Origin of the sequence: Pseudonocardia sp. NPDC049154, assembly GCF_040648315.1 — a bacterium.
Classification (GTDB): Bacteria; Actinomycetota; Actinomycetes; order Mycobacteriales; family Pseudonocardiaceae; genus Pseudonocardia.
In genome coordinates, this window is the sequence record NZ_JBEZDN010000136.1 from 1 (window position 1) to 20936 (window position 20936).

General features: G+C 74.6%; 17 protein-coding genes. 4 read left to right on the forward strand and 13 right to left on the reverse strand.

All coding sequences use genetic code 11. From position 1 onward, the window contains the following. Positions 1 to 111 precede the first annotated feature (111 nt). Entirely contained in the window at positions 112 to 1596 is a 1485-nt protein-coding gene (locus tag AB0B41_RS36855) for a trypsin-like peptidase domain-containing protein (RefSeq protein WP_358211672.1), read from the reverse strand. Between the two features lie 180 nt (positions 1597 to 1776). Continuing rightward, on the reverse strand, positions 1777 to 2943 hold the full coding sequence (locus AB0B41_RS36860) for a thiolase family protein (RefSeq protein WP_358211673.1): 1167 nt from the start codon (positions 2941 to 2943) through the stop codon (positions 1777 to 1779). Positions 2944 to 3247: 304 nt separating this feature from the next. On the opposite strand from AB0B41_RS36860, the gene AB0B41_RS36865 reads away from it, so the two are divergent. Beyond that, complete coding sequence (locus AB0B41_RS36865) at positions 3248 to 4510, forward strand: TMEM165/GDT1 family protein (protein ID WP_358211674.1); 1263 nt, start codon at positions 3248 to 3250, stop codon at positions 4508 to 4510. 74 nt (positions 4511 to 4584) lie between these two features. Here AB0B41_RS36865 and AB0B41_RS36870 read toward each other — a convergent pair whose 3' ends face one another. Then, entirely contained in the window at positions 4585 to 5805 is a 1221-nt protein-coding gene (locus tag AB0B41_RS36870; RefSeq protein WP_358211675.1) for an acyl-CoA dehydrogenase family protein, read from the reverse strand. Positions 5806 to 6185: 380 nt separating this feature from the next. Then, on the reverse strand, positions 6186 to 7337 hold the full coding sequence (gene sfnG, locus AB0B41_RS36875) for a dimethylsulfone monooxygenase SfnG (RefSeq protein ID WP_358211676.1): 1152 nt from the start codon (positions 7335 to 7337) through the stop codon (positions 6186 to 6188). 280 nt (positions 7338 to 7617) lie between these two features. Between sfnG and AB0B41_RS36880 the strand changes: the two genes are divergently transcribed. Next, positions 7618 to 8412: a DUF1684 domain-containing protein gene (locus AB0B41_RS36880; RefSeq protein WP_358211677.1), complete on the forward strand. Its 795-nt coding sequence runs from the start codon at positions 7618 to 7620 to the stop codon at positions 8410 to 8412. A gap of 163 nt (positions 8413 to 8575) precedes the next feature. Here the strand turns inward: AB0B41_RS36880 and AB0B41_RS36885 are convergent, their stop codons facing one another. The 4 genes from AB0B41_RS36885 to AB0B41_RS36900 all read right to left on the reverse strand — a co-directional run bounded on the left by AB0B41_RS36885 (position 8576) and on the right by AB0B41_RS36900 (position 12122). Beyond that, a complete protein-coding gene (locus AB0B41_RS36885; protein ID WP_358211678.1) occupies positions 8576 to 8983 on the reverse strand; it encodes a LuxR C-terminal-related transcriptional regulator in 408 nt (135 codons plus the stop codon). A 63-nt stretch (positions 8984 to 9046) separates the two neighbouring features. Next, the gene (locus AB0B41_RS36890; RefSeq protein WP_358211679.1) at positions 9047 to 10573 is read right to left on the reverse strand and encodes a tripartite tricarboxylate transporter permease; all 1527 of its coding nucleotides are present in this window, start codon (positions 10571 to 10573) and stop codon (positions 9047 to 9049) included. Beyond that, the gene (locus AB0B41_RS36895; RefSeq protein WP_358211680.1) at positions 10570 to 11112 is read right to left on the reverse strand and encodes a tripartite tricarboxylate transporter TctB family protein; all 543 of its coding nucleotides are present in this window, start codon (positions 11110 to 11112) and stop codon (positions 10570 to 10572) included. The genes AB0B41_RS36890 and AB0B41_RS36895 overlap by 4 nt, the downstream gene beginning before the upstream one ends. Beyond that, on the reverse strand, positions 11109 to 12122 hold the full coding sequence (locus tag AB0B41_RS36900; protein WP_358211681.1) for a tripartite tricarboxylate transporter substrate binding protein: 1014 nt from the start codon (positions 12120 to 12122) through the stop codon (positions 11109 to 11111). Before AB0B41_RS36900 ends, AB0B41_RS36895 begins: the two co-directional genes overlap by 4 nt. A 133-nt stretch (positions 12123 to 12255) precedes the next feature. On the opposite strand from AB0B41_RS36900, the gene AB0B41_RS36905 reads away from it, so the two are divergent. Both AB0B41_RS36905 and AB0B41_RS36910 read left to right on the forward strand, forming a co-directional pair. Continuing rightward, complete coding sequence (locus tag AB0B41_RS36905) at positions 12256 to 13878, forward strand: ATP-binding protein (RefSeq protein WP_358211682.1); 1623 nt, start codon at positions 12256 to 12258, stop codon at positions 13876 to 13878. Further along, positions 13875 to 14567, forward strand: coding sequence for a response regulator (locus tag AB0B41_RS36910; RefSeq protein ID WP_358211683.1), 693 nt, complete (start codon positions 13875 to 13877; stop codon positions 14565 to 14567). Before AB0B41_RS36905 ends, AB0B41_RS36910 begins: the two co-directional genes overlap by 4 nt. Before the next feature lies 1 nt (position 14568). Here AB0B41_RS36910 and AB0B41_RS36915 read toward each other — a convergent pair whose 3' ends face one another. The 5 genes from AB0B41_RS36915 to AB0B41_RS36935 all read right to left on the reverse strand — a co-directional run bounded on the left by AB0B41_RS36915 (position 14569) and on the right by AB0B41_RS36935 (position 20113). Continuing rightward, entirely contained in the window at positions 14569 to 15417 is an 849-nt protein-coding gene (locus AB0B41_RS36915; RefSeq protein WP_358211687.1) for an alpha/beta hydrolase, read from the reverse strand. Positions 15418 to 15513: 96 nt separating this feature from the next. Next, a complete protein-coding gene (gene mihF, locus AB0B41_RS36920; protein ID WP_037049162.1) occupies positions 15514 to 15825 on the reverse strand; it encodes an integration host factor, actinobacterial type in 312 nt (103 codons plus the stop codon). Between the two features lie 190 nt (positions 15826 to 16015). Then, entirely contained in the window at positions 16016 to 16465 is a 450-nt protein-coding gene (locus AB0B41_RS36925; RefSeq protein ID WP_358211684.1) for a nuclear transport factor 2 family protein, read from the reverse strand. A gap of 49 nt (positions 16466 to 16514) precedes the next feature. After that, positions 16515 to 17855: an NAD(P)/FAD-dependent oxidoreductase gene (locus tag AB0B41_RS36930; protein ID WP_358211685.1), complete on the reverse strand. Its 1341-nt coding sequence runs from the start codon at positions 17853 to 17855 to the stop codon at positions 16515 to 16517. A gap of 164 nt (positions 17856 to 18019) precedes the next feature. Beyond that, entirely contained in the window at positions 18020 to 20113 is a 2094-nt protein-coding gene (locus AB0B41_RS36935; RefSeq protein ID WP_358211686.1) for an LCP family protein, read from the reverse strand. Positions 20114 to 20936 lie beyond the last annotated feature (823 nt).

Here is a 20936-nt window from a genome sequence, read left to right on the forward strand (position 1 = left end):
GGGGGGCGTGGGTGGGCCGGGGCGGGGGGGGGCGGGGGGGGGCCGCCCCCCCCCCCCCCCCCCCGCGCCGGTCCGGCCGCCCGTGCGGCCGGGGTCTCGTGATCCGGGTGCTCAGCCGCCGCCGTTCCCGCTGCCGCCGCCGCTGTCGCCGCCGAACGGCGAGCTGCCCCCGAACGGGTTGAGCTGCCCGAACGGGTTGCTGCTGCCGCCGCCCTGGCTGGTGCCGCCGCTGCTGGTGGTGGCGCCGGTGTCCTTGGTGCTGCCGAGTGTCACGTCGACCGTGCGGGCCGCGGACCCGGTGCCGACCGTGAGCGTGACCTTGTCGCCCGGGGCGTAGGAGCCGATCCGGGCGACGAGGTCGGAGAAGTCGCTGACCGTCGAGTCGCCGACCTTGGTGACGACGTCACCGGCCTTGAGCCCGGCCGCCGCCGCCGGGCCGCCGTCCGTCACCGCCGCGACGGTCGCGCCGTTCTCCGCGCCCGACGAGCGGGTGCTGCCCTGCACGCCGAGCACGGGCTTGGTGGCGCTGCCCGAGTCGATGATCTCCTGCGCCACCCGGCGGGCCTGGTCGACCGGGATCGCGAAGCCGAGGCCGACGCTGCCGCTGCTCTGCCCCGCGGTCGCGATCGCGGAGTTGATGCCGACCACCTGGCCGTCGAGGTTCACCAGCGGGCCGCCGGAGTTGCCCTGGTTGATCGGGGCGTCCGTCTGCAGGCCGTTGTAGACGACGCCGGAGCCGTCCTCGCCCTGCACCTGGACCGTGCGGTTGAGGGCGCTGACGATGCCGGTCGTGACGGTGCCCTCGAGGCCCTGCGGCGACCCGATCGCGACGACCTGCTGGCCGACTGCGACGTCGGTGGTGCGGCCGAGCTCGGCCGCGGTCAGCCCGGACACGCCGTCGAGCTTGATGACGGCGAGGTCGTAGCTCGGCGAGGTGCCGACGATCGAGGCGGAGTGCTGCGAGCCGTCGTTCAGCGTGACCTGGATCTGTCCGGTCGAGCCCGAGACGACGTGGTTGTTGGTGAGGACGTCGCCGTCCGAGGTGAGGATCACGCCGGAGCCCTCGGCGGTGCCCTGGCCCGTGGTCACGCGGATGTCGACCGTACTGGGGCTGGCCTTCGCCGCGGCGGCCTGGACGGTGCCGTTCGTCTGCACCGACGACGCGTTCGACGCCGGCTGGCCGGAGAGGGTGACCCCGGTCGCGGAGCCGCCCCGGTCCAGCAGGGCGTAGGCGCCGCCGAAGCCGGCGCCGCCGCCGACGACGCCGGCGATGAGCGCGGCCGCGACGATGCCCACCCAGGGACGGGAGTGCCTGCGGTGGCCGTCGTCGTGCACGACGGAGGTGTTCCCGCCGGGGGGCGGGTCGTTCGGCCCGCCCGCCGACGCGGCCTGCGGATCGGTGGGGCCCTGCTGGGCGTACGGGCCGTAGGCGGGGCTGCCGTAGGGGCGGGTGCCCTGGTCGGCGCCGCCGTGCCCGCTGGTCTGGGCGTAGCCGGGCGTGCCGTAGACGGAGCCGCGGCCGTAGGCGTACGGCGAGCCGTAGGAGCGGGTCGGGTCGGTCTGCTGGGTCGGGGCGTCCCCGGCGGAGGTGCTCACGGTGCTGTCGGTGCTGTGCGCAACGTCCCCATCGGGCCGGGAGTGACCCCGCTGCTCGTCGGTCATGCCACAGACTGTGCGCCCCGAAGCTGAGATCTGCCTGTGCTCGCCCTGGGAAAGGCCGTGCAGTACGGCATCGTTTCCGGTAAGGGGCCCCGTGGGACCCCCACCGGGACCCGGTCAGAGCAGCTCGACGATGGTGGCGTTGGCGGTGCCGCCGCCCTCGCACATGGTCTGCAGGCCGTAGCGGATCGACTTGTCCCGCATGTGGTGCAGCAGGCGGGTCATGAGGATCGTGCCGGAGGCGCCCAGCGGGTGGCCGACGGCGATGGCGCCGCCGAGCGGGTTGAGCACCTTGTCGTCCGCACCCAGCTCGGCCTGCCAGGCCAGCGGCACCGGGGCGAAGGCCTCGTTGACCTCGAACGCGCCGATGTCCGAGATCGACAGGCCGCTCTTCTTGAGCACCTTCTGGGTCGCCGGGATCGGTCCGGTCAGCATCATCAGCGGGTCGGCGCCGGAGACCGCGCCGGAGTGGTAGCGCGCGATCGGGGTGAGCCCGAGCTCCTTGGCCTTCTCCGGGGTGGTGATCAGGGTGGCCGACGCGCCGTCGGAGATCTGCGAGGCGTTGCCCGCGTGGATCACCCCGTCCTCGCGGAAGGAGGGCTTGAGCTTCGCCAGCTTCTCGGCGGTGGTGCCGCGGCGCAGACCCTCGTCGGCGGTGAACCCGTCCTTGCCGGGGACCCTCACGAGCTGGCCGTCGAAGGCGCCCGCGTCGATCGCGGCGGCGGCGAGCTCGTGGCTGCGCGACGAGTACTCGTCGAGGCGCTGCCGGGAGAAGCCCCACTTCTTCGCGATCCGCTCGGCGCCGATGCCCTGGTTGAAGTCCTCGTTCGGGAACTCGCCGCTGGTCAGGTCGGCCGCGTAGCGCTCGCGCACCAGCGGACCGAACGGGCGGCCGAGGTCGCGCCCCGCGCCGAGGGGCACCCGGGTCATGGTCTCGACGCCACCGGCCACGACGACGTCGTACTGGCCGGCGATGACCATGCCCGCGGCGAAGTCGAAGGAGGACTGGCTGGACCCGCAGGCCCGGTTGATCGTGACGCCGGGGACGGTCTCCGGCCAGCCGGCGGCGAGCACGGCGTACCGGCCGATCTGCGCCGCCTGGTCGCCGACCTGGTTCACGCAGCCCCAGACGACGTCGTCGATCAACTCGGGGTCGATGCCGGTGCGCTGCTGCAGCGCCCGCAGGACGTACCCCGACAGGTCGGCGGGATGGACGTCGGCGAGCGAGCCGTTGCGCTTCCCGATCGGGGTGCGCACCGCGTCGACGATGACGGCCTCGGGCATGGTTCCTCCGCGTCCACTCGAGAACTATCTGAACGAACGTACGACACTGTGCGCCCGTCGAGAACCCGAGTGAACTACCTCACGGGCCCGCAACCGGGTGTCGAGCGGACTGGATCGATGAGGTAGGTTCGGCCGCAGCGAAGGGGAGTAGCTCTCAACGCCGCGGTCGACATACTGGCGATCCACATCGCCCGGCTGCGGGGCCTGACCACCACCAGGCGAGCGAGACCTTCGATCCGGTTCACGTCGGATCGAAGAGGCCCCGTTCCCTCGATCCGGCCCGAGATCGAGGGGTTGTGTGGTCATGCAGGACGTGCTCGCGGCGTTCCTGATCAGTTTCGGCGTGATCTTCGTGGCCGAGCTCGGCGACAAGTCGCAGCTCATGGCGCTGACGTTCGCGACCCGTTACAAGACCTGGCCCGTCCTGCTCGGCATCACGATCGCCACGTCGGTCGTCCATCTCGTGTCCGTCGCCGTCGGCCACGGCCTCGGCGCCACCATCCCGACCGGCTGGATCGCGCTGGCCGCGGCGGTCGCGTTCCTCGGGTTCGGCGCCTGGACGCTCAAGGGCGACTCGCTCTCCGAGGACGAGCAGGAGAAGGTCAACCGCACGGCGCGGTCCGCGGTGGTCGCGGCGTCGGTGGCGTTCTTCCTGGCCGAGCTGGGCGACAAGACGATGCTGGCCACGATCACGCTGGCCACCCAGCACGGCTGGTTCGGCGTGTGGCTGGGGTCGACGCTCGGCATGGTCGCGGCCGACGCGCTGGCGATCGTCGTCGGCCGGCAGCTCGGCAAGCGCCTGCCCGAGCGGACGATCCGCTACGGCGCCGCGGCCGGGTTCGTCGTGTTCGGGGTGGTGCTGCTGGTCGACGCGATCGGCCAGCTCACCGGGCGCGGAGCCTGGGAGGTCGTCTCCGCGACGCTCGACCACAACCTCGCCGCCTGGCTCGCCGTCGGCCTCGGGGTCGTCGCCTGCGTGCTGGTCGGCGTCGGGCGCCGTTGGGCCCGTGCCGGAGCCCGCCGCTCGCCGATGCGGACGGGGCCCGGATCGCCCGCCTGGTGGTCGCAGGCGCTGTTCGCGGTCGCGCTGCTGCTCGGCCTGGTCGCCCCGCTGCTCGTCGCGTTCGACGTCATCGAGCCGATCGCCGTGTTCAGCTCGCCGGGCTGGGTGGTGGTCGGGGTCGGGCTGCTGCTCCTCGGCGTGGCCGTGGTGCTGGCGTCGCTGGTCCAGATGGGCACCGCCCGCCGCCGCGGCCAGAACCTGGCCCTGACCAGCAGCGGCTTCTACGCGCGCGTCCGCAACCCCGCGTTCACCGGCATGGTGGTCGCCACCGCCGGCGGGCTGGTCATGGCGCCCACCATGCTCGGCGTGCTGGCCACCCTGCTGATCGTGGTGGCCGTGCAGATCCAGGCCCGCGCGGTCCGCGAGCCGGGCCTCACCCAGGCCTTGGGCGAGGAGTACGCGAACTACCTCGCCCGCACCGGCCGGTTCCTCCCGCGGCTGCGCGCCCCGCACCCCGAACGCCGCGCCGGCCTGCCCGAGAACGACCGCGAACGCGTCGGCTGAGCCGGCTGCATCGTGAGGTGAACGGCGCTCTCGCTCACTACATGTGAACGAGAGCGCCGTTCGCTCATCCGGGGTCAGCTGTACCAGGTCGGTTCGGGCAGCTCGTCGCGCAGCAGGAACGCGCCCACCTCGCGCCGCTTGTAGGCGACGGGGTCGTGCAGGGTGTGGGTGCGGACGTTGCGCCAGAACCGGTCGAAGCCGAGTTCGGACGCGGTGGCCCGGGCGCCCAGGCCCTCGAACACCCGGCTGGTCACCTCGAGCGCGACGTCCGTGGCCCGCGCCTTGACGGCCGCCACCCGGACCTCGTGCTCGCCGCGCTCCTGCGGCGTGACCTCCCAGGCGTTGCGGTGGATGGCGAGGCCCTCCTCCGCGACCCGGTCGGCCAGCGCCTCGACGGCCCAGAGCTTCGACGCCAGGTCGCCGTACAGGTCGAGCTGGTACGGCTCGTCGACGGCCCGCTCCTGCCCGCCGTGCAGCCACGGCCGGGTCCGGGTGCGGGTGTACTCCGCGGCCTCCTCCAGGGCGCCGCGCGCGATGCCCAGGTAGAAGCTCACGAACACCAGCTGGATCGTCGGGACGTTGAGCGTGTTGTAGACCCGCGGTTCGAAGGCCTTGTCGCGGAAGCCCGCGGCCTGCTCCCAGGGCACCTGGACCTCGGAGATCGTGACGCTGCCGCTCTCCGTGAGCCGCTGGCCGATGTTGTCCCAGTCGTCGTGGAAGGTGATGCCGGGCTGCTGGCTCGGCACGATCGCGAAGATGTGGGTGTCGGTGCCGTCGAGCACGCCCTCCAGCACCGTGACGTCGGAGACCCTGCTGCCCGTGGAGAAGGACTTGCGGCCGTTGTAGACGATGTGGTCGCCGGCGTCGCGGATCACGACGTCCTCGTCGCGCGGGTTCACCGCGCCGCCGAAGAACCAGCGGTGGCGGGTGGCCTCGGCCTCGACGGCCTCGATCTGCTCGCGGGTGCCGACGAGCCGGGCGGCCCAGAACCACAGCAGGTGGTAGCCGAGCAGCTGGCCGATCGAGCCGTCGCCGGCGGCGACCTCGCGGATCACCCGGTAGGCGAGCGGCCACTCCTGGCCGCCGCCCCCGTGCTCGACCGGGCCGAGCAGGGTGACGAGGCCGGCGTCCTTGAGCAGCTGGACCTCGGCGTACGGGGTCTCGCCGGCACGGTCGCGGGCGGCGGCGCCCTCGGCGAGGATCGTGCGCACCTCGCGGGCGCGGGCGAGCCACTCGTCGGGCGTGCCGGGGGTCGTGGTGAACCGGGTGTCGGGACGGTTCTCGAGCGTGGTCATGTCAGGTCCTGTCGGTAGGGGTCGGGGTGCGTGCAGCGGCGACCCGCGGGTGCGGGGCATGCGGCGGCCGGGACGGTGCACCGACGACCGCAGCGGGCGGGCACCGGAACGCGGGCCGCCGGCACGCGGGAGGATCAGCGGAGGATCGCGTCATGGATCCAGAACGCGCGAATTCGTGCCCCGAAATCGCATTATGGTTCCCTCATGCATAAGAATCGGGCTGGAGATCGCGTTATGGTTCCCTCGTGCGATCGGGGTGACCCGGACAGGACTGGGTGACGACGCGGGCGAGGTCGATGTGGCGGCGGCGGGTCAGCCAGCTGTGCGCCGGCCCCGCCTCCGCCCGGACCGCCCCGCGCCGGTGACGGCGCGGCACGGGATCAGGAGCCCGCGACGAGGGCGGGCTCGCGGGCGGCGAGCTCCGCCTCCTTCTCCCGCACGATCGGGAGCACGTGCCGCCCGAAGTACTCGATCTCCTCCTGGAAGTGCAGGAAGCCCAGGAGCAGCAGGTTCGCGCCGCGCCGCTTGTACTCGATCGCGCGGTCGGCGATCTGCTCCGGCGTGCCGATGAGCTGGGTGCGGAAGCCGTCGTTGTACTGGACGAGGTCCTCGAAGGTCGAGTCCGCCCACATGCCGCGCTTGTCACCGGTGGAGGCGCCGGCCTGCTGCACCGAGGACCGGAAACCCTCGACGGCCTCGACGTTGGCCTTCGCGACGATCTCGCGCAGCTGCTCGCGCGCCTCGCGCTCGGTGTCGCGGGCGATGAGGAAGCCGTTGAGCCCGAACCGGACCGCGCCCGGGCCGGTCTCCGGCCGGCCGGCGTCGCGGGCGTGCCCGCGCACCTCGTGCACCTGCTCGGTGAACCCGTCGTAGTCCTTGCCGTTGGAGAAGTACCAGTCCGAGACGCGGCCGCCGTTGCGGCGGGCGGCGGTGGAGTTGCCGCCCTGGAAGATCTCCGGGTGCGCCCGGCCCGGCACCTCGACCGGCTTGGGCTTCAGGTCGAAGTCGTGGATCCGGTAGAAGTCGCCGCGCAGCTCGGCGTGGTCGCTGGTCCAGATCTCGCGCAGCGCGCGGATGAACTCCTCGGACCGGCGGTAGCGCTCGTCGTGCTCCAGCCACGGCTCGCCGAGCGAGGTGAACTCGTCCTTGAACCAGCCGCTCACGACGTTGACCGCGACGCGGCCGCCGGAGAGGTGGTCGGCCGTGGCGACCCACTTGGCCAGCACGCCCGGGTGCCAGAGCCCCGGGTGCACGGCGGCGATGACCTTGAGCCGCTCGGTGGCGAGCAGCAGGGCGAGCGAGAAGCTCGTGGACTCGTGCTGGTGGTCGGCGCCGTACGACGCCATGTACCGGACCTGGGACAGGGCGTACTCGAAGCCGTTGTCCTCCGCGGTCCGCGCGAGCGTCCTGTTGTACTCGTAGCCCCAGTCGGTGCGCTGCTCGATCGTGCTGGTGACGAGGCCGCCGCTGACGTTGGGCACCCAGTAGGCGAACTTCAGCGGCTCGGCGGGGGAGTCGGGGGAAGAAGACACAGCTGTGCTCCTGCAGGGAGAAAGGGGATGTCGGACGCGCGGGGAGGCGGGTCAGCGACAGGCGCAGGAGTGCACGCGCTTGTGGTCGACGTGACGCCGGCGCGTCAGCAGGATCGTGGCCACGGGCCGAGCCCACCAGACGCGGCCCGGCCGGGTCAAACGGCCTCCCACATCGCGAACCGGTCCGGACAATCGGGCCGATCGGCGGAGCGGGAGATCCACCCAGCGGGAATCGTCGCGGCGACGAAATGCGGTCGGGCGGTGGGGCGTTCGACCGGAGGTGACGACGACGGAGAGCACCCTGCAGCAGGACTGGGACACCTGGCACGCCGCGCGGGAGGAGGAGCTCCGCGCGCCGCACGGCTGGCTCAGCCTCACCGCGCTGGAGTGGATCACCGAGACGCCCACGACGTTCGACGGCGTCCCCGGCACCTGGCGCGCGACCGGCGACGGCGGCGTGGAGCTGACCGCCACGGCCGCCGACGGGCTCGTGGCGCGGGGCGCGCCGGTCGACGGCACCGTCCGGCTCGAGCCGCGGGACGGCCTGCCCGGCGCCCTGGTGACCGCGGGCGAGCGGAAGATCGAGGTGGCCCGGCGCACCGACACCTATGCCCTGCGGGTGCGCGACCCGCAGGCCCCCACCCGCACCGGCTTCTCCGGCGTCCCGGCCTTCCCCGTCGACGAGCGCTGGGTGGTCGACGCCCGCTTCGAGCCCTACGCCGAGCCGCGCCGGATCACGGTCGGCGCGGTGGTCGAGGGGCTGAACCACTTCCCGACCGCCGTGGGCACCGTCCGGTTCACGCTCGACGGCACCCCGCAGGAGCTGGTCGCGCTGGCGGGCAAGGACGCCGGCCTGTCCCTGCACTTCCGCGACGCCACCTCGGGCGACACCACCTACGGGGGCGGCCGCATCCTGCGGGTCGACGAGCCGGGCCCGGACGGGACGCTGCGGGTCGACCTCAACCGCGTCGTCAACCTGCCCTGCGCCTTCACCGCGTTCGCGACCTGCCCGCTGCCGCCGGAGGGCAACACCCTGACGGTGGCCGTCGAGGCGGGGGAGAAGCTGCCCGCGTGACCCGTGAGTGGGGGGGGGGGGCGGGCGGGGGGGGGGGGGTCGGGTCCCATGTGGTGGGGGGGGGTGGGGGGTCCCGGGGGGGGTGCGGGGGGCGGGCGGGGGGGGGGATACGCTCCCCGCGTCCCCCGTGTGTCCCGCCGCCCCCTAGCGGGGCAGTCGGCACTCACGACCTCGGGTGAGCTGCGAGAACGAGTCCCGCGCGCTGCGCCCGGAGCACCGCGGTGATCCGGTCCGACGCGCCGAGCTTGAGGTAGCAGCGCTCGAGGTGCTTGTGGACCGTCCGTTCGCCGACCCCGAGCCGGCGCGCGATGAGCCGCGTCGTCACGCCCTCGGCGAGCAGCCCCAGCACGGCCAGCTCGCGCGGGGTGAGCTCGATCGCGCGCACGGCGTCGATGCCGTCGGGCCCCACGCCGGCCAGCGCGGCGGAGTACGCGCGGGTCTGCCGTTCCAGCCCGTCGACCAGCCGGGTCACGCGCCCGGCCAGCGCCAGCTCGGCCTCGGAGAAGGCGTCGGCACGCCCCGGCACCAGCGTCCGCGGCTTGCGCCCGCCGCCGTAGGGCAGGGCGATCAATCCTGGCGATCGCGGGGGCGGGCGTGAACGGGCGCGGCGGGGAACCGCCCGGACGGACCAGGGTCAGACGGGGGTGCGCTCCCGGTCCGGGTCGGCAGGCGGGGCGGTCCGGGCCGGAAGGACCTTGCGCACCAGCGGGAACAGCAGGAGCAGCGCGATCACGGCGTACACGGTGATCGCGAGCGGCGTCGAGACCAGGGTCGTGACGTCGCCGTCGGCGATCTGCAGGGCGCGGCGCAGCTGCAGCTCCGCGTCCGGCCCGAGGATCACGCCGATGATCGCCGGCAGCACCGGCAGGCCGTAGCGCCGCATCACGAACCCGACCGCGCCGATGCCCAGCAGCACCAGCAGGTCCACGGCCTGCCCGGAGACCGCGTACGCCCCGATGCAGGCGAAGAACAGGATGCCCGCGTAGAGGTACGGCCGCGGGATCCGCAGCAGCTTCGCCCAGGCCGGCGCGAGCGGCAGGTTCAGCACCAGCAGCAGGAGCAGGCCGACGAACAGGCTGGCGATGAGGGTCCACACCAGATCGGGCTCGGTCTGGAACAGCAGCGGGCCCGGCTGGATCCCGAACTGCTGGAACGCGGCGAGCATGACGGCGGCGATCGCCGTCGTCGGCAGGCCGAGCGTGAGCATCGTGGACAGCGTCCCCGCCGACGACGCGCTGGCCGCCGACTCCGGACCGGCCACACCCTCGATGGCGCCGGACCCGAACTCGTCGCGGTGCTTCGACAGCCGCCGCTCCGTGACGTACGACAGGAAGGTCGGGATCTCCGCGCCGCCTGCCGGGATGGAGCCGAACGGGAACCCGATGAACGGGCCGCGCAGCCACGGCTTCCACGCGCGCTTGACGTCGCCGCGGGACAGCCACGGCCGCCCCACCGGGATGACCTCCTGCTGCCCGCGGCGCAGGTGCGCGGCCACCCACAGGGCCTCGCCGACGGCGAACAGCCCGACCGCGACGATGACGACGTCGATGCCGTCGGCCAGCTGCGGCACGCCGAACGTGAGCCGGGGCTGCCCGGTGAGCGGGTCGAGCCCGACCAGGCCGATCGTGAGGCCGATGGCCAGCGCGGCGAACCCGCGGATCCGCGAGCTGCCCAGTACGGACGTCACGGCGACGAACGCGAGCACCATCACCGCGAAGTAGTCCGGCGCGCCGATGTCGACGGCGACCGAGGCGACGAGCGGCGCCAGCAGCACCAGCCCGATCACGCCGAGCAGGCCGCCGACGAAGTGCCCGATCGCGGCCGTGGCGAGCGCCTGCGCGCCCCGCCCGGACTTGGCCATCGGGTTGCCCTCGAGCGCGGCCATCACCGACGCGCTCTCGCCCGGGGTGTTGAGCAGGATCGAGGTGGTGGAGCCGCCGAACATCGCGCCGAAGTAGATGCCGGCGAACATGATGAAGGCGCCGGTCGGGTCGAACGCGTAGGTCACCGGCAGCAGCAGCGCCACCGCCATGGCCGGGCCGATGCCCGGCAGCACGCCGATCGCTGTGCCCAGCAGCACCCCGATCGCCGCGAACAGGAGGTTGGTCGGGGTGAGGGCGGCGCCGAAGCCGCCCATCAGGTTGGTCAGCGACTCGATCATGCGCCGAACACCCCCATCAGCGGGCCGCCGGGCAGGTCGACGCCCAGGAGGCCGTCGAAGATCACCCACGTCGCCACCGACACACCGGCGGCGATGAGGAGATCGCGCAGGTAGGTGCGCGAGCCCAGGGAGTACGTGGCCCCCCAGAAGAGGACGACGCCGGCGATCGGCCAGCCGAGCAGCGGGATCAGGGCCGCGGTCGCGATCAGGACCCCGGCGAGCATCCCGACGGTGCGCAGGTCCGGTGGCGTCGACAGGTCGATGTCCTCGCCGGCCTCGGCCTCGCCGTGCCCGCCGCGCAGGACGTCGACGGTCAGCAGCACCGACAGCAGGAGCAACGCCCCGCCGAGGACCAGCGCGACGGTCCGCGGGCCGAGTGGGTCGGAGTCGCTGCCCGCGCCGCTCTCCAGCAGCGTGTCCACCACGACGAGCACGCCGACGACGAACAGCAGCAGCGACACCCCGAGCTCGGAGTGCTCCTTCAGCCAGCCCCGCTCCTCCCGCGGCGGGGCCGCGGTCTTCTCCTCGACGGCGGTCATGACGTCAGCCCCAGTTCCCGCAGCACCCCGGCCACGCGCTCGTTCTCGCTCTCCAGGAAGGCCCCGAACTCGGGCCCGGGCTGGTAGGCGTCCGTCCAGCCGTTACGCTCCAGCGCCTCCGCCCACTCCGGGCTGCGCCGCAGCTCGTCGAACGCGGCCTCGAGGTCGGCCCGCCCCTCGGCGGAAAGCCCCGGCGGGGCGACGACCCCGCGCCAGTTCGTGAACTCGACGTCCAGCCCGGCCTGCTTCAGGGTCGGTGCGTCGACACCGGGGACCGGGTCGCCCGCCGTCACGGCCAGCACGCGCAGCTCACCGGCGTCGATCTGGTCGGCGTACTCGCCGAGCCCGGAGACGCCGAACGCGACCTTGCCGCCGAGGACCGCGGCGAGGAGCTCGCCGCCGCCGTCGTAGGAGACGTAGTTGACGTCCTTCGGGGGCAGCCCGGCCGCCTTCGCCATCAGCATCGGGGCCAGGTGGTCCGGCCCGCCCGGCGAGGAGCCGCCGCCGACCGGGACCCCGCCCGGGTCCGCCTTCCACGCGTCGACCAGCTGGCCGAGCGACGTGTACGGCGAGTCCTTGGCGACGACGACGATCTCGGTCTCCTGCGTGAGCCGCCCGATCGGCGTGGTGTCGGCGAGGGTGGAGGGCGAGTCGTTGGTGTAGACGCTGCCGACCACACCGAGGCCCATCGACATGACGAGCTTGTCGTTGCCGCTCTCGTTGACGGTGCGCCCGAGCCCGACCGTGCCGCCCGCGCCCGGGAGGTTGAACACCTCGACCGGGCCGGTGAGCCCGGCGTCCTCCATGGCCTTGGCCGCGGTGCGGGCCGTGACGTCGTAGCCGCCGCCGGGGGAGTTCGGGACGAGCACGCGCAGGCCGCGCAGCTGGGTGCCGTCACCCCCGCCGGTCAGGGCGCCCACGGCGGGCGGCACCAGCAGCACCGCGGCGGCGGCCACCAGTACCGCCAGCGCGGCGGACAGGCCGCGTGTCGGTTTCTCCCGGACGGACATCGCTGTCGATCCCTCCCCGTCGAGTGGACTGTGGCGCTCATCGTGCGGGCCCGGGTTCCCGCTGTCGCGCTTGTGTCCGCAACGGTGGTTGTGGTCGTTCTGTACACGGACGCGGCCCGCCTACGCTTGCCCCGTGCGCCGACGCCCGCTGGCCCGCCAGTTCCTGGTCTGGCAGCTGCTGGTGGTGGTCATCCTGCTCGCGGCGGTCGCCGCGCTCGCCGCCGTGCAGTCCGACGCCGCGTTCCGCGAGACGCAGGGGCGGCGGATGCTGTCGGTCGCCGAGGACGTCGCGGCCACGCCCGGGATCCGCGCAGGCCTGGTGAACCGGAACGTCGACCTCCTGGCCAGCTTCGCGCGCAGTGCCGAGAACCTCTCCGGCGCCGACCGGATCGTGGTGGTCGACGCGAACCGGGTCGTCCGCAGCTCGCCGGACCCCGCGGAGCTGGGAACTCCCGTCGACGTGGGCGAGTCGACGGCGTTCGCGGGCCGGGCCTGGACCGGCGCCGCGGACCGGACCGTCGTCGCCGAGGTCCCGGTGATCGGCGACGGCGGGCAGGTGGTGGGCGTGGTGTCCGCCGGCATCCGCGCGCCGACCCTGGTCGAGGCGCTGGCCCCGGCCCGCGGGGAGGTCGCGGCGCTGCTCGGGCTGGCGCTGGCGCTGGGCGTCGCCGGGTCGCTGCTGCTGGCCCGCCGGGTGCGCCGGCAGACCCTGGGGCTGGAGCCCGCCGAGATCGTCGAGCTGGTGCAGCGGCGCGAGGCCATGCTGCTCGGCGTGAAGGAGGGCGTGGTCGGGCTGGACCCCGAGGGCCGGGTGACGCTGCTCAACCCGGCCGCGCGGGAGCTCCTCGGCCTGCCGGCGGCCCAGGTCGGCGACGAGGTCGACGGGCTGGGCCTCGATCCCCGCCTCGGCGACGTCCTCACCGGGCGCGCGGCGGGGGAGGACCAGCTGGTGCTGCACGGCGGGCGGGTCCTGGTGCTGAACCGGATGCCGGTGCACGTCGACGGGCGCGGGGTCGGCGCCGTCGTCACGCTGCGGGACCGGACGGAGCTGACCGCGCTGCAGGACCGTCTCGACGCCTCCCGCACGCTCACCGACACCCTGCGCGCGCAGGCGCACGAGTTCACCAACCGGCTGCACACGATCGCCGGGCTGACGGAGCTCGGCGAGCACGACGAGGTGCGCCGGTTCGTCAGCGGGATCGTCGCGGCGGCGGAGGGCTGGCGGCGCGAGGTCGTGTCGCGGGTGGGGGAGCCGGCCGCGGCGGCGCTGCTGGTCGCGAAGGCGAGCCTGGCGACCGAGCGGGGCGTGCGGCTGCGGCTGGCCGAGGACACGGACCTGCACCCGGCCGAGCCGGACCCGGGCCTCGGCGCGGACCTGGTCACCGTGCTGGGGAACCTGGTCGACAACGCGCTCGACGCCGTCGGCCCGGCGGGCGGCCGGGTCGAGATCGGGTTGACCGAGCGGGAGGGCGCGGTGCACGTGCGGGTCCGGGACTCCGGCCCCGGGGTGGCGTCGGAGCTGGCCGAGGAGGTGTTCCGGCACGGGTTCACGACCAAGGCGGCGGAGGCCGCGGAGGCCGCGGAGGCCGGTCCGGCCGGCGGGCGCGGGCTGGGGCTCGCGATCGTGCGCGAGGTGTGCCTGCGCCGCGGGGGCCGCGTGGCGGTGGAGAGCGGCGGGGCGGGCCCGGACGGCAGGGGCGCCACCTTCACCGCCGTCCTGCCGCTGCAGCCGGAGCGGGCGGAGGTGGGCGCGTGAGGGTCCTGGTCGTCGACGACGACTTCATGGTGGCCAAGGTGCACAGCGGCTACGTCGCGCGGATCCCCGGCTGCGAGGTGGTGGGCGTGGCCCACCGCGGCGCCGAGGCGCTGGACCTGGCCGCGCGGCTGCGGCCCGATCTCGTGCTGCTCGACGTCTACCTGCCGGACATGTCCGGCATCGACGTGCTGGGCGAGCTCCGCACCGGCGCGCCGGACGACCCGTCCGTCCTGGTGATCACGGCGGCCGACGACAGCGCCACCGTCGCCGCCGCCCTGCACGGCGGCGCGCTGCACTACCTGGTCAAGCCGTTCGACTCGCGGGCCCTGCAGGAGCAGGTGGAGCGGGCGGTGCGGATCCGCGGGCGGCTGGCGAGCCTGGACCGGGCCGGCCAGGCCGACATCGACCGGCTCTTCGGCGACGACCGACCGGGCGGCGGGACCGGTGCCGCGGCGCGGCTGCCGAAGGGGCTGACCGCGCCGACGGCGGAGCTGGTGGAGCGGGTGCTGCGCGCGGCCGACGGCGACCTGTCGGCCAGTGAGTGCGCGGAGCGGACCGAGCTGTCCCGGGTGAGCGCGCGGCGCTACCTGGAGCACTTCGTCGACACCGGCGCCGTGACCGTGCGGCTGCGGTACGGCGGCACCGGGCGGCCGGAGCGGCGGTACAGCTGGGCGCGCCCGGGGCGCTGAGCTACAGGGGCGCGTACTCGCGGGTCTGGGAGAGGATCGCCGCGGCGACGGGCTCGACCACCGTCGGGTTGAGCGCGTGTCCCATGCCCTGGACACGGACGAGCCGGCCGGCGCCGAGCGCGCGGGCGAGGTGGCCGGCGTGCGGCGGCGGGTTCACCGGGTCCTCGGGGGCCTCGATCACGAGCGTCGGCACGGTCACCCCGGCCAGCTCCGCGCCGCGGTCCAGCCCGTCCGTGTCGGCGACGGCGTGCGCGGCCGGGTTGTCCACCCGCCCGGAGTGGGCGACGACCCGCTCCTCCAGCGCGCGGAAGCCCTCGGCGTCGAACGGGGTGCCGGTGCCGTTGAGCAGCCGCCAGTGCTCGACCCGCCACGCCAGCTCGCCCTCGAGGTCCCGGTCGTCCGTGAACTCGCCCCACAACCGCAGCAGGGCCGGGTCCGGGCCGGGCAGCTCGGGATCGCCGTACGCGCCGAGGGCGGCGGTGCAGAGGACCGTCGCGGTGAGCAGCCGGTCGGGGTGGTCGAGCAGCAGCAGCTGCACGAGCGTGCCGCCCATCGACATCCCGACGACGTGCGCCCGCTCGACCCCGAACGCGTCGAGCACGGCGAGGGCGTCGGCGGCGAGGTCGCGGATCGCGTAGGGGGCCTCGTCGAAGGCGTGCGTGGAGCGGCCGGTGTCGCGGTGGTCGTAGCGGATCACGCGGTGCCGCTCGGCGAGCCGGTCCAGCAGCGCGTCCGGCCAGCCCAGCCCGGACGCGTTCGCCCCCATCACCAGCAGCAGCGGTTCCGCCTCCGGCGTCGGGCCGGGGATCTCCTCGGCCCACACCTGCACGCCCGGGGCGACGTCGACCATCAGTTCCACGCCCCGCACCCTAGAGAACGCCGCACCCGGCCCGGCGGGAGGCCGGACCGGGTGCGGGGAGTCGCGGGCGTCAGGACGCCCGGCGGCTCACTTGAGCGCGTCGAGCAGCGCCTGGCGCTGGCGCTCGCCGAGGCCGGCGGCGCGGCGGGACGCGTCGATGCCGGTGCGCTCCAGCAGCGCCGAGACCTTGGCGGGGCCGTAGCCGGGAAGGCTCTTGAGCAGGTCCGCGACCTTGGTCTTGCCGACGATCTGGTCGGACTTGGCCCGGTCGAGGACGGCGGGGATGGTCTCCTCGCCCTTCGCGATCTTGTCGCGGAGCTCCTTGCGCGCCGTACGGGCCGCCGCGGCCTTCTTGAGCGCCTCCTGGCGCTGTTCGGGGGTCAGTGCGGGCAGTGCCATGGTGAGTGCTCCTCTCCTCTCCCATCGACCACCCGCTCGGGGGTGCGTCGGTGGTCGTTCCTGGTACAGCGTGGCCCATAGCGTGGCAGAACGCCGAGGGCGGCACGCGGGGAACCCCCAGTTCAGAGGCTCGAAAGGGTCTATAACGGTGTTGCGGAACCGCGAACGGCCGGTTCCGGGCGTCGGACGGTCAGCCCGCGGCGAGCTGGCGGCGCAGCCGGACGTCGTCCCAGAGCGTCCGGACGGAGGCGATCCGGCCCTGCCGGACGGCCACCACGGACACCGCCAGAACCCGCAACGGGCGGCCGGTCGGGGGCACCCCGGGGAGCAACCAGGGCAGCTCGCGGTCGTGCGTGAAGGTCCACCGCAGCTCGTCGACGAGCCCGCGGGTGTCGACCGTGCGGGAGATCCGCCGGCGCGCGAGATCGGCCGGCAGGTGCGGCGTGACGGTGGCCGCGAGGTGCCGCTCGATCTCCGCCCGGTCGTTGCCGCCGGTCATCGCGGGCATGTCCACGAGCACGGCCTCCGGGGCGAGCAGGGCCGCCGCGGCCGCGGCGTCGCCCCGCTCGTACACGGCCGACCAGAAGTCGTCCCACACGCGCTCGGCCTCGCGCATCAGGACCTGCATGGACGGGGTCACGAGCGAACGGTAGGTGGCGACCCGGCGATCTGCGACCGGGCCGCCCGGGTCACGCGGCTTCGTGGTGCTTCGCGACCGCCTGCGCGCCCGTCATGCTGATCAGCCGGTGGCCGCGGTTGCGCGCGTAGCGCAGCGAGCGGACCCAGTTGTAGAGCGTGCCCAGCCGGTTGCCCCAGCCGATCAGGAACATGACGTGCACGTAGCACCAGAGGAGGTAGGCCAGGTAGCCGGTGATCTTGAACCCGCGCACGTCGGCGACCGCCTGGCGGGCGCCGATGGTGGCCATGTTCCCCTTGTCGAAGTAGTGGAACGGGGCGGGCGTGGTGTCGTCGCCCTTGGCCCGCTTCGCGATCAGCTTGCCGACGTAGGTGCCCTGCTGCATCGCCACCTGCGCGACGCCGGGCAGCCGGTCCACCGTGGTGACCATGTCGCCGATGGCGTAGACGCCCTCGGCACCCGGGAGGCTGCAGTCCGGGTCGACGGCGAGACGCCCGGCCCGGTCGGTCTCCGTGCCGGTGACCTTGGCGAGCATCGCCGCGAGCGGCGAGGCCTGCACACCGGCGGCCCAGATCTTGGTGCGCGCGGTGATGGTGTCGACGCCGTCCGGGCCCTTCACCGTGATCGCGTCGTGGTCCATGTCCGTGGCCGTGGTGTTGAGCCGGACCTCGACGCCCATCTTCTCGAGCCGGCGCTGGGTGTACTGCTGCAGCTTCGGCGCGAAGGGCGGGAGCACGGACGGCGCGGCGTCGAGCAGGATGATCTTCGCCGAGCGGGTGTCGATCGTCCGGTACTCCTTCGGGAGCACGTAGCGGGCGAGCTCGGCGAGCTGCCCGGTGATCTCGACGCCGGTCGGGCCCGCGCCGACGACGACGAAGGTCAGGTACGCGTCCCGTTCCTTCTCGTCCGTCGCGACCTCGGCCAGCTCGTAGGCGCCGAGGATCTGGCTGCGCAGCGCCCGCGCGTCCTCGATGCTCTTCATGCCGGGCGCGTAGTGGCTCCACTCGTCGTGCCCGAAGTAGGCGTGCGTGGCTCCGCCGGCGACGACCAGGTAGTCGTACGGCAGGTCCAGGCGCTGCTCGTTCGGCGCGAGCGCGTGCACCACCTTGGCCTGGACGTCGATGTCGAACACCTCGGCGAGCAGGGTGCGGGTGTTGGCCTGCGTCTTCACCACCCGGCGCAGCGCCGGTGCGATCAGGCCGGGCGACAGGATCCCCGTCGCCACCTGGTACAGCAACGGCTGGAAGAGGTGGTGGTTGGTCCGGTCGACGAGCGTCACGTCGACGTCGGAGTGGGCCAACGCCTTCGCCACGCGCACCCCGCCGAACCCGCCGCCGACGACGACGACCTTCGTGCGGCCCTCGCGGGCGGGGGTCTCCCCAGTGCTGCTCACGTCCGTCTGCCCCTCTGGTGCTCCGGTTCGGTGGATCCGGGCGTGTCGGTGCCCGGTTCGTACCGGTGTCTGGTGTACCGCAGCCCGGGCGTCGTCGCAGGACCGCGCCAGGAAAGGGTAATGGGCGGGCCTCCGGCGTGGCGCGCCCGGCGGGGTCCCAGGGTTCAGTTGCCCCCGGAGCCGCCCTCGGCGCCACTCTCCGTGCCCGACTCGCTCCCGCCCTCGCCGGTCGTCGGCGCCGCGGCGGCGGCGCAGGAGTCGGCGAGCGAGGTCGGGGCCGCGGTGCCCGCCGCGGTCTCGTCCGAGCCCGAGGTCTCCGGGGTCTCGGCCGTGCTCGGCGCGGCGGCGGTCGTGGGCGCGGCCGCTGCGGCGGGCGGCGGGTTGATCGCGTCCTGCACGACCTTCTGCATGTACTCGACGTCCGGGCGCGAGGTGTCGAACCTGCCGTCGGCCTCGTTCGGGTCCGGCAGGCTCGGGTCGAACGAGATGCTCTGCAGGGTGAAGCCCTCGCCGGCCAGCGAGACCAGGGCCGGGAGCACCTCCTGCGGGATGTTCGTGTCGACGTTGTCCTTGGTCGCCTGCGCCACCTGCTGGAAGTTGGCGAGCAGGTCCGTGGGGCTCTTCTGGTCGAGCACGGCCTGGATGAGGCAGCGCTGGCGGCTCATCCGCTGGTAGTCGTTGCCGTCCCGGCGGGAGCGCGCGAACCAGAGCGCCTCCTCGCCGTCCAACGTCTGGATCCCGGGCTGGATGTAGCCGTCCGGCTTGACGTGCCGGCCGTCGGCGGTGACGCCGTTGATCGGCAGCGGCACCGGGCCGACGTCGACCGTCACGCCGCCGACCGCGTCGATCATCGTCGAGAAGCCCGCCATGTTGACCTCGAGGAAGTAGTCGATCGGCAGGCCCGTCATGTACGAGATCGACGACTGCAGGAGGTTCAGCCCGATGTCGTCCGTCGGGCCGGTGGGGGCGAGCGACGGGTTGTTGTGCGCGTAGGCGTACACCGCGTTGAGCAGGTAGTCGCCGGACAGCGGGCTCGCCGGGTCGTGGAAGCCGTTCGGGAACTTCTCGGCCATCGCCGACCCCGGCGGGAACTCGGCGCGCTGGATGTTGCGGGGCAGCCCGAAGATCGTGGTGCGGCCCGTCCTCGTGTCGATGCTGGCCAGCATCATCGTGTCGGTGCGCGTGCCGGTGCGGTCCGGACCGGCGTCGCTGCCCAGCAGCAGCACGTTCAGCCGCGGCTTGTTGATCGCCTCCGCGGCCGCGGTGCCGCCGGCCCCGCCGCTGAACAGGTCGTTGAGCAGGGAGCGCTGCGAGTTCGCCAGGTCGGCCGCGTAGCCGAACGGCAGGGCGACGGCCATGCACAGCACCGCCGCGACGGCCGTGCCCAGGATCTTCCGTCCTGCGCCCATGTTCCGCGGGCGGGCCAGGGCGTAGGTCCGCGCGATCTGGGCGATCCAGCCGAGCGCGACGACGAGCGCGACGACCGCGCCGACGGCGAGGACCGTCGTCGACACCGCGTTCTCGAGCAGCGCCCGCCGGCTCATCGTCAGGGCCGCGACCGCGCCGGCCGCCAGGACCAGCAGGAACAGGCCGAGGATGAGCCCGCCCGTGCGCCGGCGGCGCAGGATCAGGTGCCCCGTGCCGGGGATCAGTGTCGACGCGGCCGTGGTGGCCAGTGCCGCGCGCAGGGTCCGGCGGGCCGTGCCGCGCCGGCCGGACCGACCGGTTCCGCTGACGCCGCCGTTCCGTCCGGTGCGGGTGGCGCCGTCGCCGGCCTCCGTGCGGCGGCGTGCGGCACGGTCCGCGGCCGCCTCGCTCGCCGGGACGCGGCGGGGGACCCGGGTCGCGGCCGGGTCGTCGAGGCCGGTGGTCCGGGCCGCGGCCGGGGTGCCGCCGGTCCGGGCGACGGCGCGGGTCGGGGCGCCGGAGCGGTCGGGGTCGGTGCGGGTGCCGCCGCGGTCGGAGTCGGCGCGGTCAGGACCCGCGCGGGTGCCGGTGGCGGCGTCGGCGCCGGTCGTGCCGTCGGTGGGCCTGCCGCCGGGCGGGAGCGTGCCGGGACGCCGGCCGGCCTGGGCGGCCGGGCGCCCGTCGGGGGTGGCGCGGGTGCGGTGCGCCGCGGCGCCCTCGGGCCGACGCGTGCCGGACAGACGATCGCCGGGCGGCCCTTGCCGACCGGGCCGGCCGGGCTGCTCGGGTCGGCCGGCACCGCCGGGCGGGCGGCCCGGATCGGACGGGGTGCGGCGAGCCTGGTCGGGCACGCGCCCGGGGGCACCGGGCGGGGCCGCGGGCGCGCCGGGGCCGCCGCGGGCGGACGCACTGGCGCTGCGGTCGTCCCGCCGCGGTCCGCCGGGGCCCCCCGGGCGGCCGGGGGCGCCGGGTCCGGGAGGCCGGGCGGGACCGCCCTGCTCCGGACGGCCCTGCTCCGGACGGCCCTGCTCGGGACGTCCCTGCTCGGTCCGGCCCTGGCGCGGTCCGCCCCGTGCGGGGCGGTCGGGGCCGCCGGGACCACCGGAACCGGGGCCGTCGGGCCGACGGCGCGGGCCACCGGAGCGGTCGGCGGGACCGCCGGGGGCCCGGGGATCGGCACGGGGATCGGCACGCGGATCGCGGGGTTCGCGGGGTTCGCGGGGTTCGCGGGGTTCGCGGGGTTCGCCGCCGGATCTGCTGCCGCGGGAACGCTCGGGGCGCCCGGGGTCGCCCGAACCGGGGCGGCCGGGGCTCTGCGGATCACCGCCGGTACGCGGGTCGGGGGCACGGTCCGCCCGGCCGGGCCCACCGGTTCCACCGGGCCCACCGGTTCCACCGGGCGCACCCTGCGTCGGGCGTGCGCCACGGTCCCGGTCGCCCGGACCCGACCGGCCCGGGTGTGCCGGGGTGCTGTTCGGGGTAGCGCCGGGGGGAGGACCGCCCGCGCGTCCGGGCGGCGGGGCGCTCGCGGAGCGGTCGGAGCGGTCGGAGCGATCAGGGCGATCAGGGCGGCTCGCGCCGCGGCCGAGGTCCGGCGCTGGTGGGCGGCCGCCGCCGGGTCTGCTGCGCGACGGGACCTCCGGGCCGGTCGGGCCCGGGGCGCCGGGTCCGGGC

Excerpts from the sequence above, each read along its gene's own strand:
- AB0B41_RS36860 (WP_358211673.1), bottom strand. The coding sequence starts at position 2,943 with ATGCCCGAGGCCGTCATCGTCGACGCGGTGCGCACCCCGATCGGGAAG.
- AB0B41_RS36865 (WP_358211674.1), top strand. The coding sequence starts at position 3,248 with ATGCAGGACGTGCTCGCGGCGTTCCTGATCAGTTTCGGCGTGATCTTC.
- AB0B41_RS36870 (WP_358211675.1), bottom strand. The coding sequence starts at position 5,805 with ATGACCACGCTCGAGAACCGTCCCGACACCCGGTTCACCACGACCCCC.
- AB0B41_RS36890 (WP_358211679.1), bottom strand. The coding sequence starts at position 10,573 with ATGATCGAGTCGCTGACCAACCTGATGGGCGGCTTCGGCGCCGCCCTC.
- AB0B41_RS36895 (WP_358211680.1), bottom strand. The coding sequence starts at position 11,112 with ATGACCGCCGTCGAGGAGAAGACCGCGGCCCCGCCGCGGGAGGAGCGG.
- AB0B41_RS36900 (WP_358211681.1), bottom strand. The coding sequence starts at position 12,122 with ATGTCCGTCCGGGAGAAACCGACACGCGGCCTGTCCGCCGCGCTGGCG.
- AB0B41_RS36915 (WP_358211687.1), bottom strand. The coding sequence starts at position 15,417 with ATGGTCGACGTCGCCCCGGGCGTGCAGGTGTGGGCCGAGGAGATCCCC.
- mihF (WP_037049162.1), bottom strand. The coding sequence starts at position 15,825 with ATGGCACTGCCCGCACTGACCCCCGAACAGCGCCAGGAGGCGCTCAAG.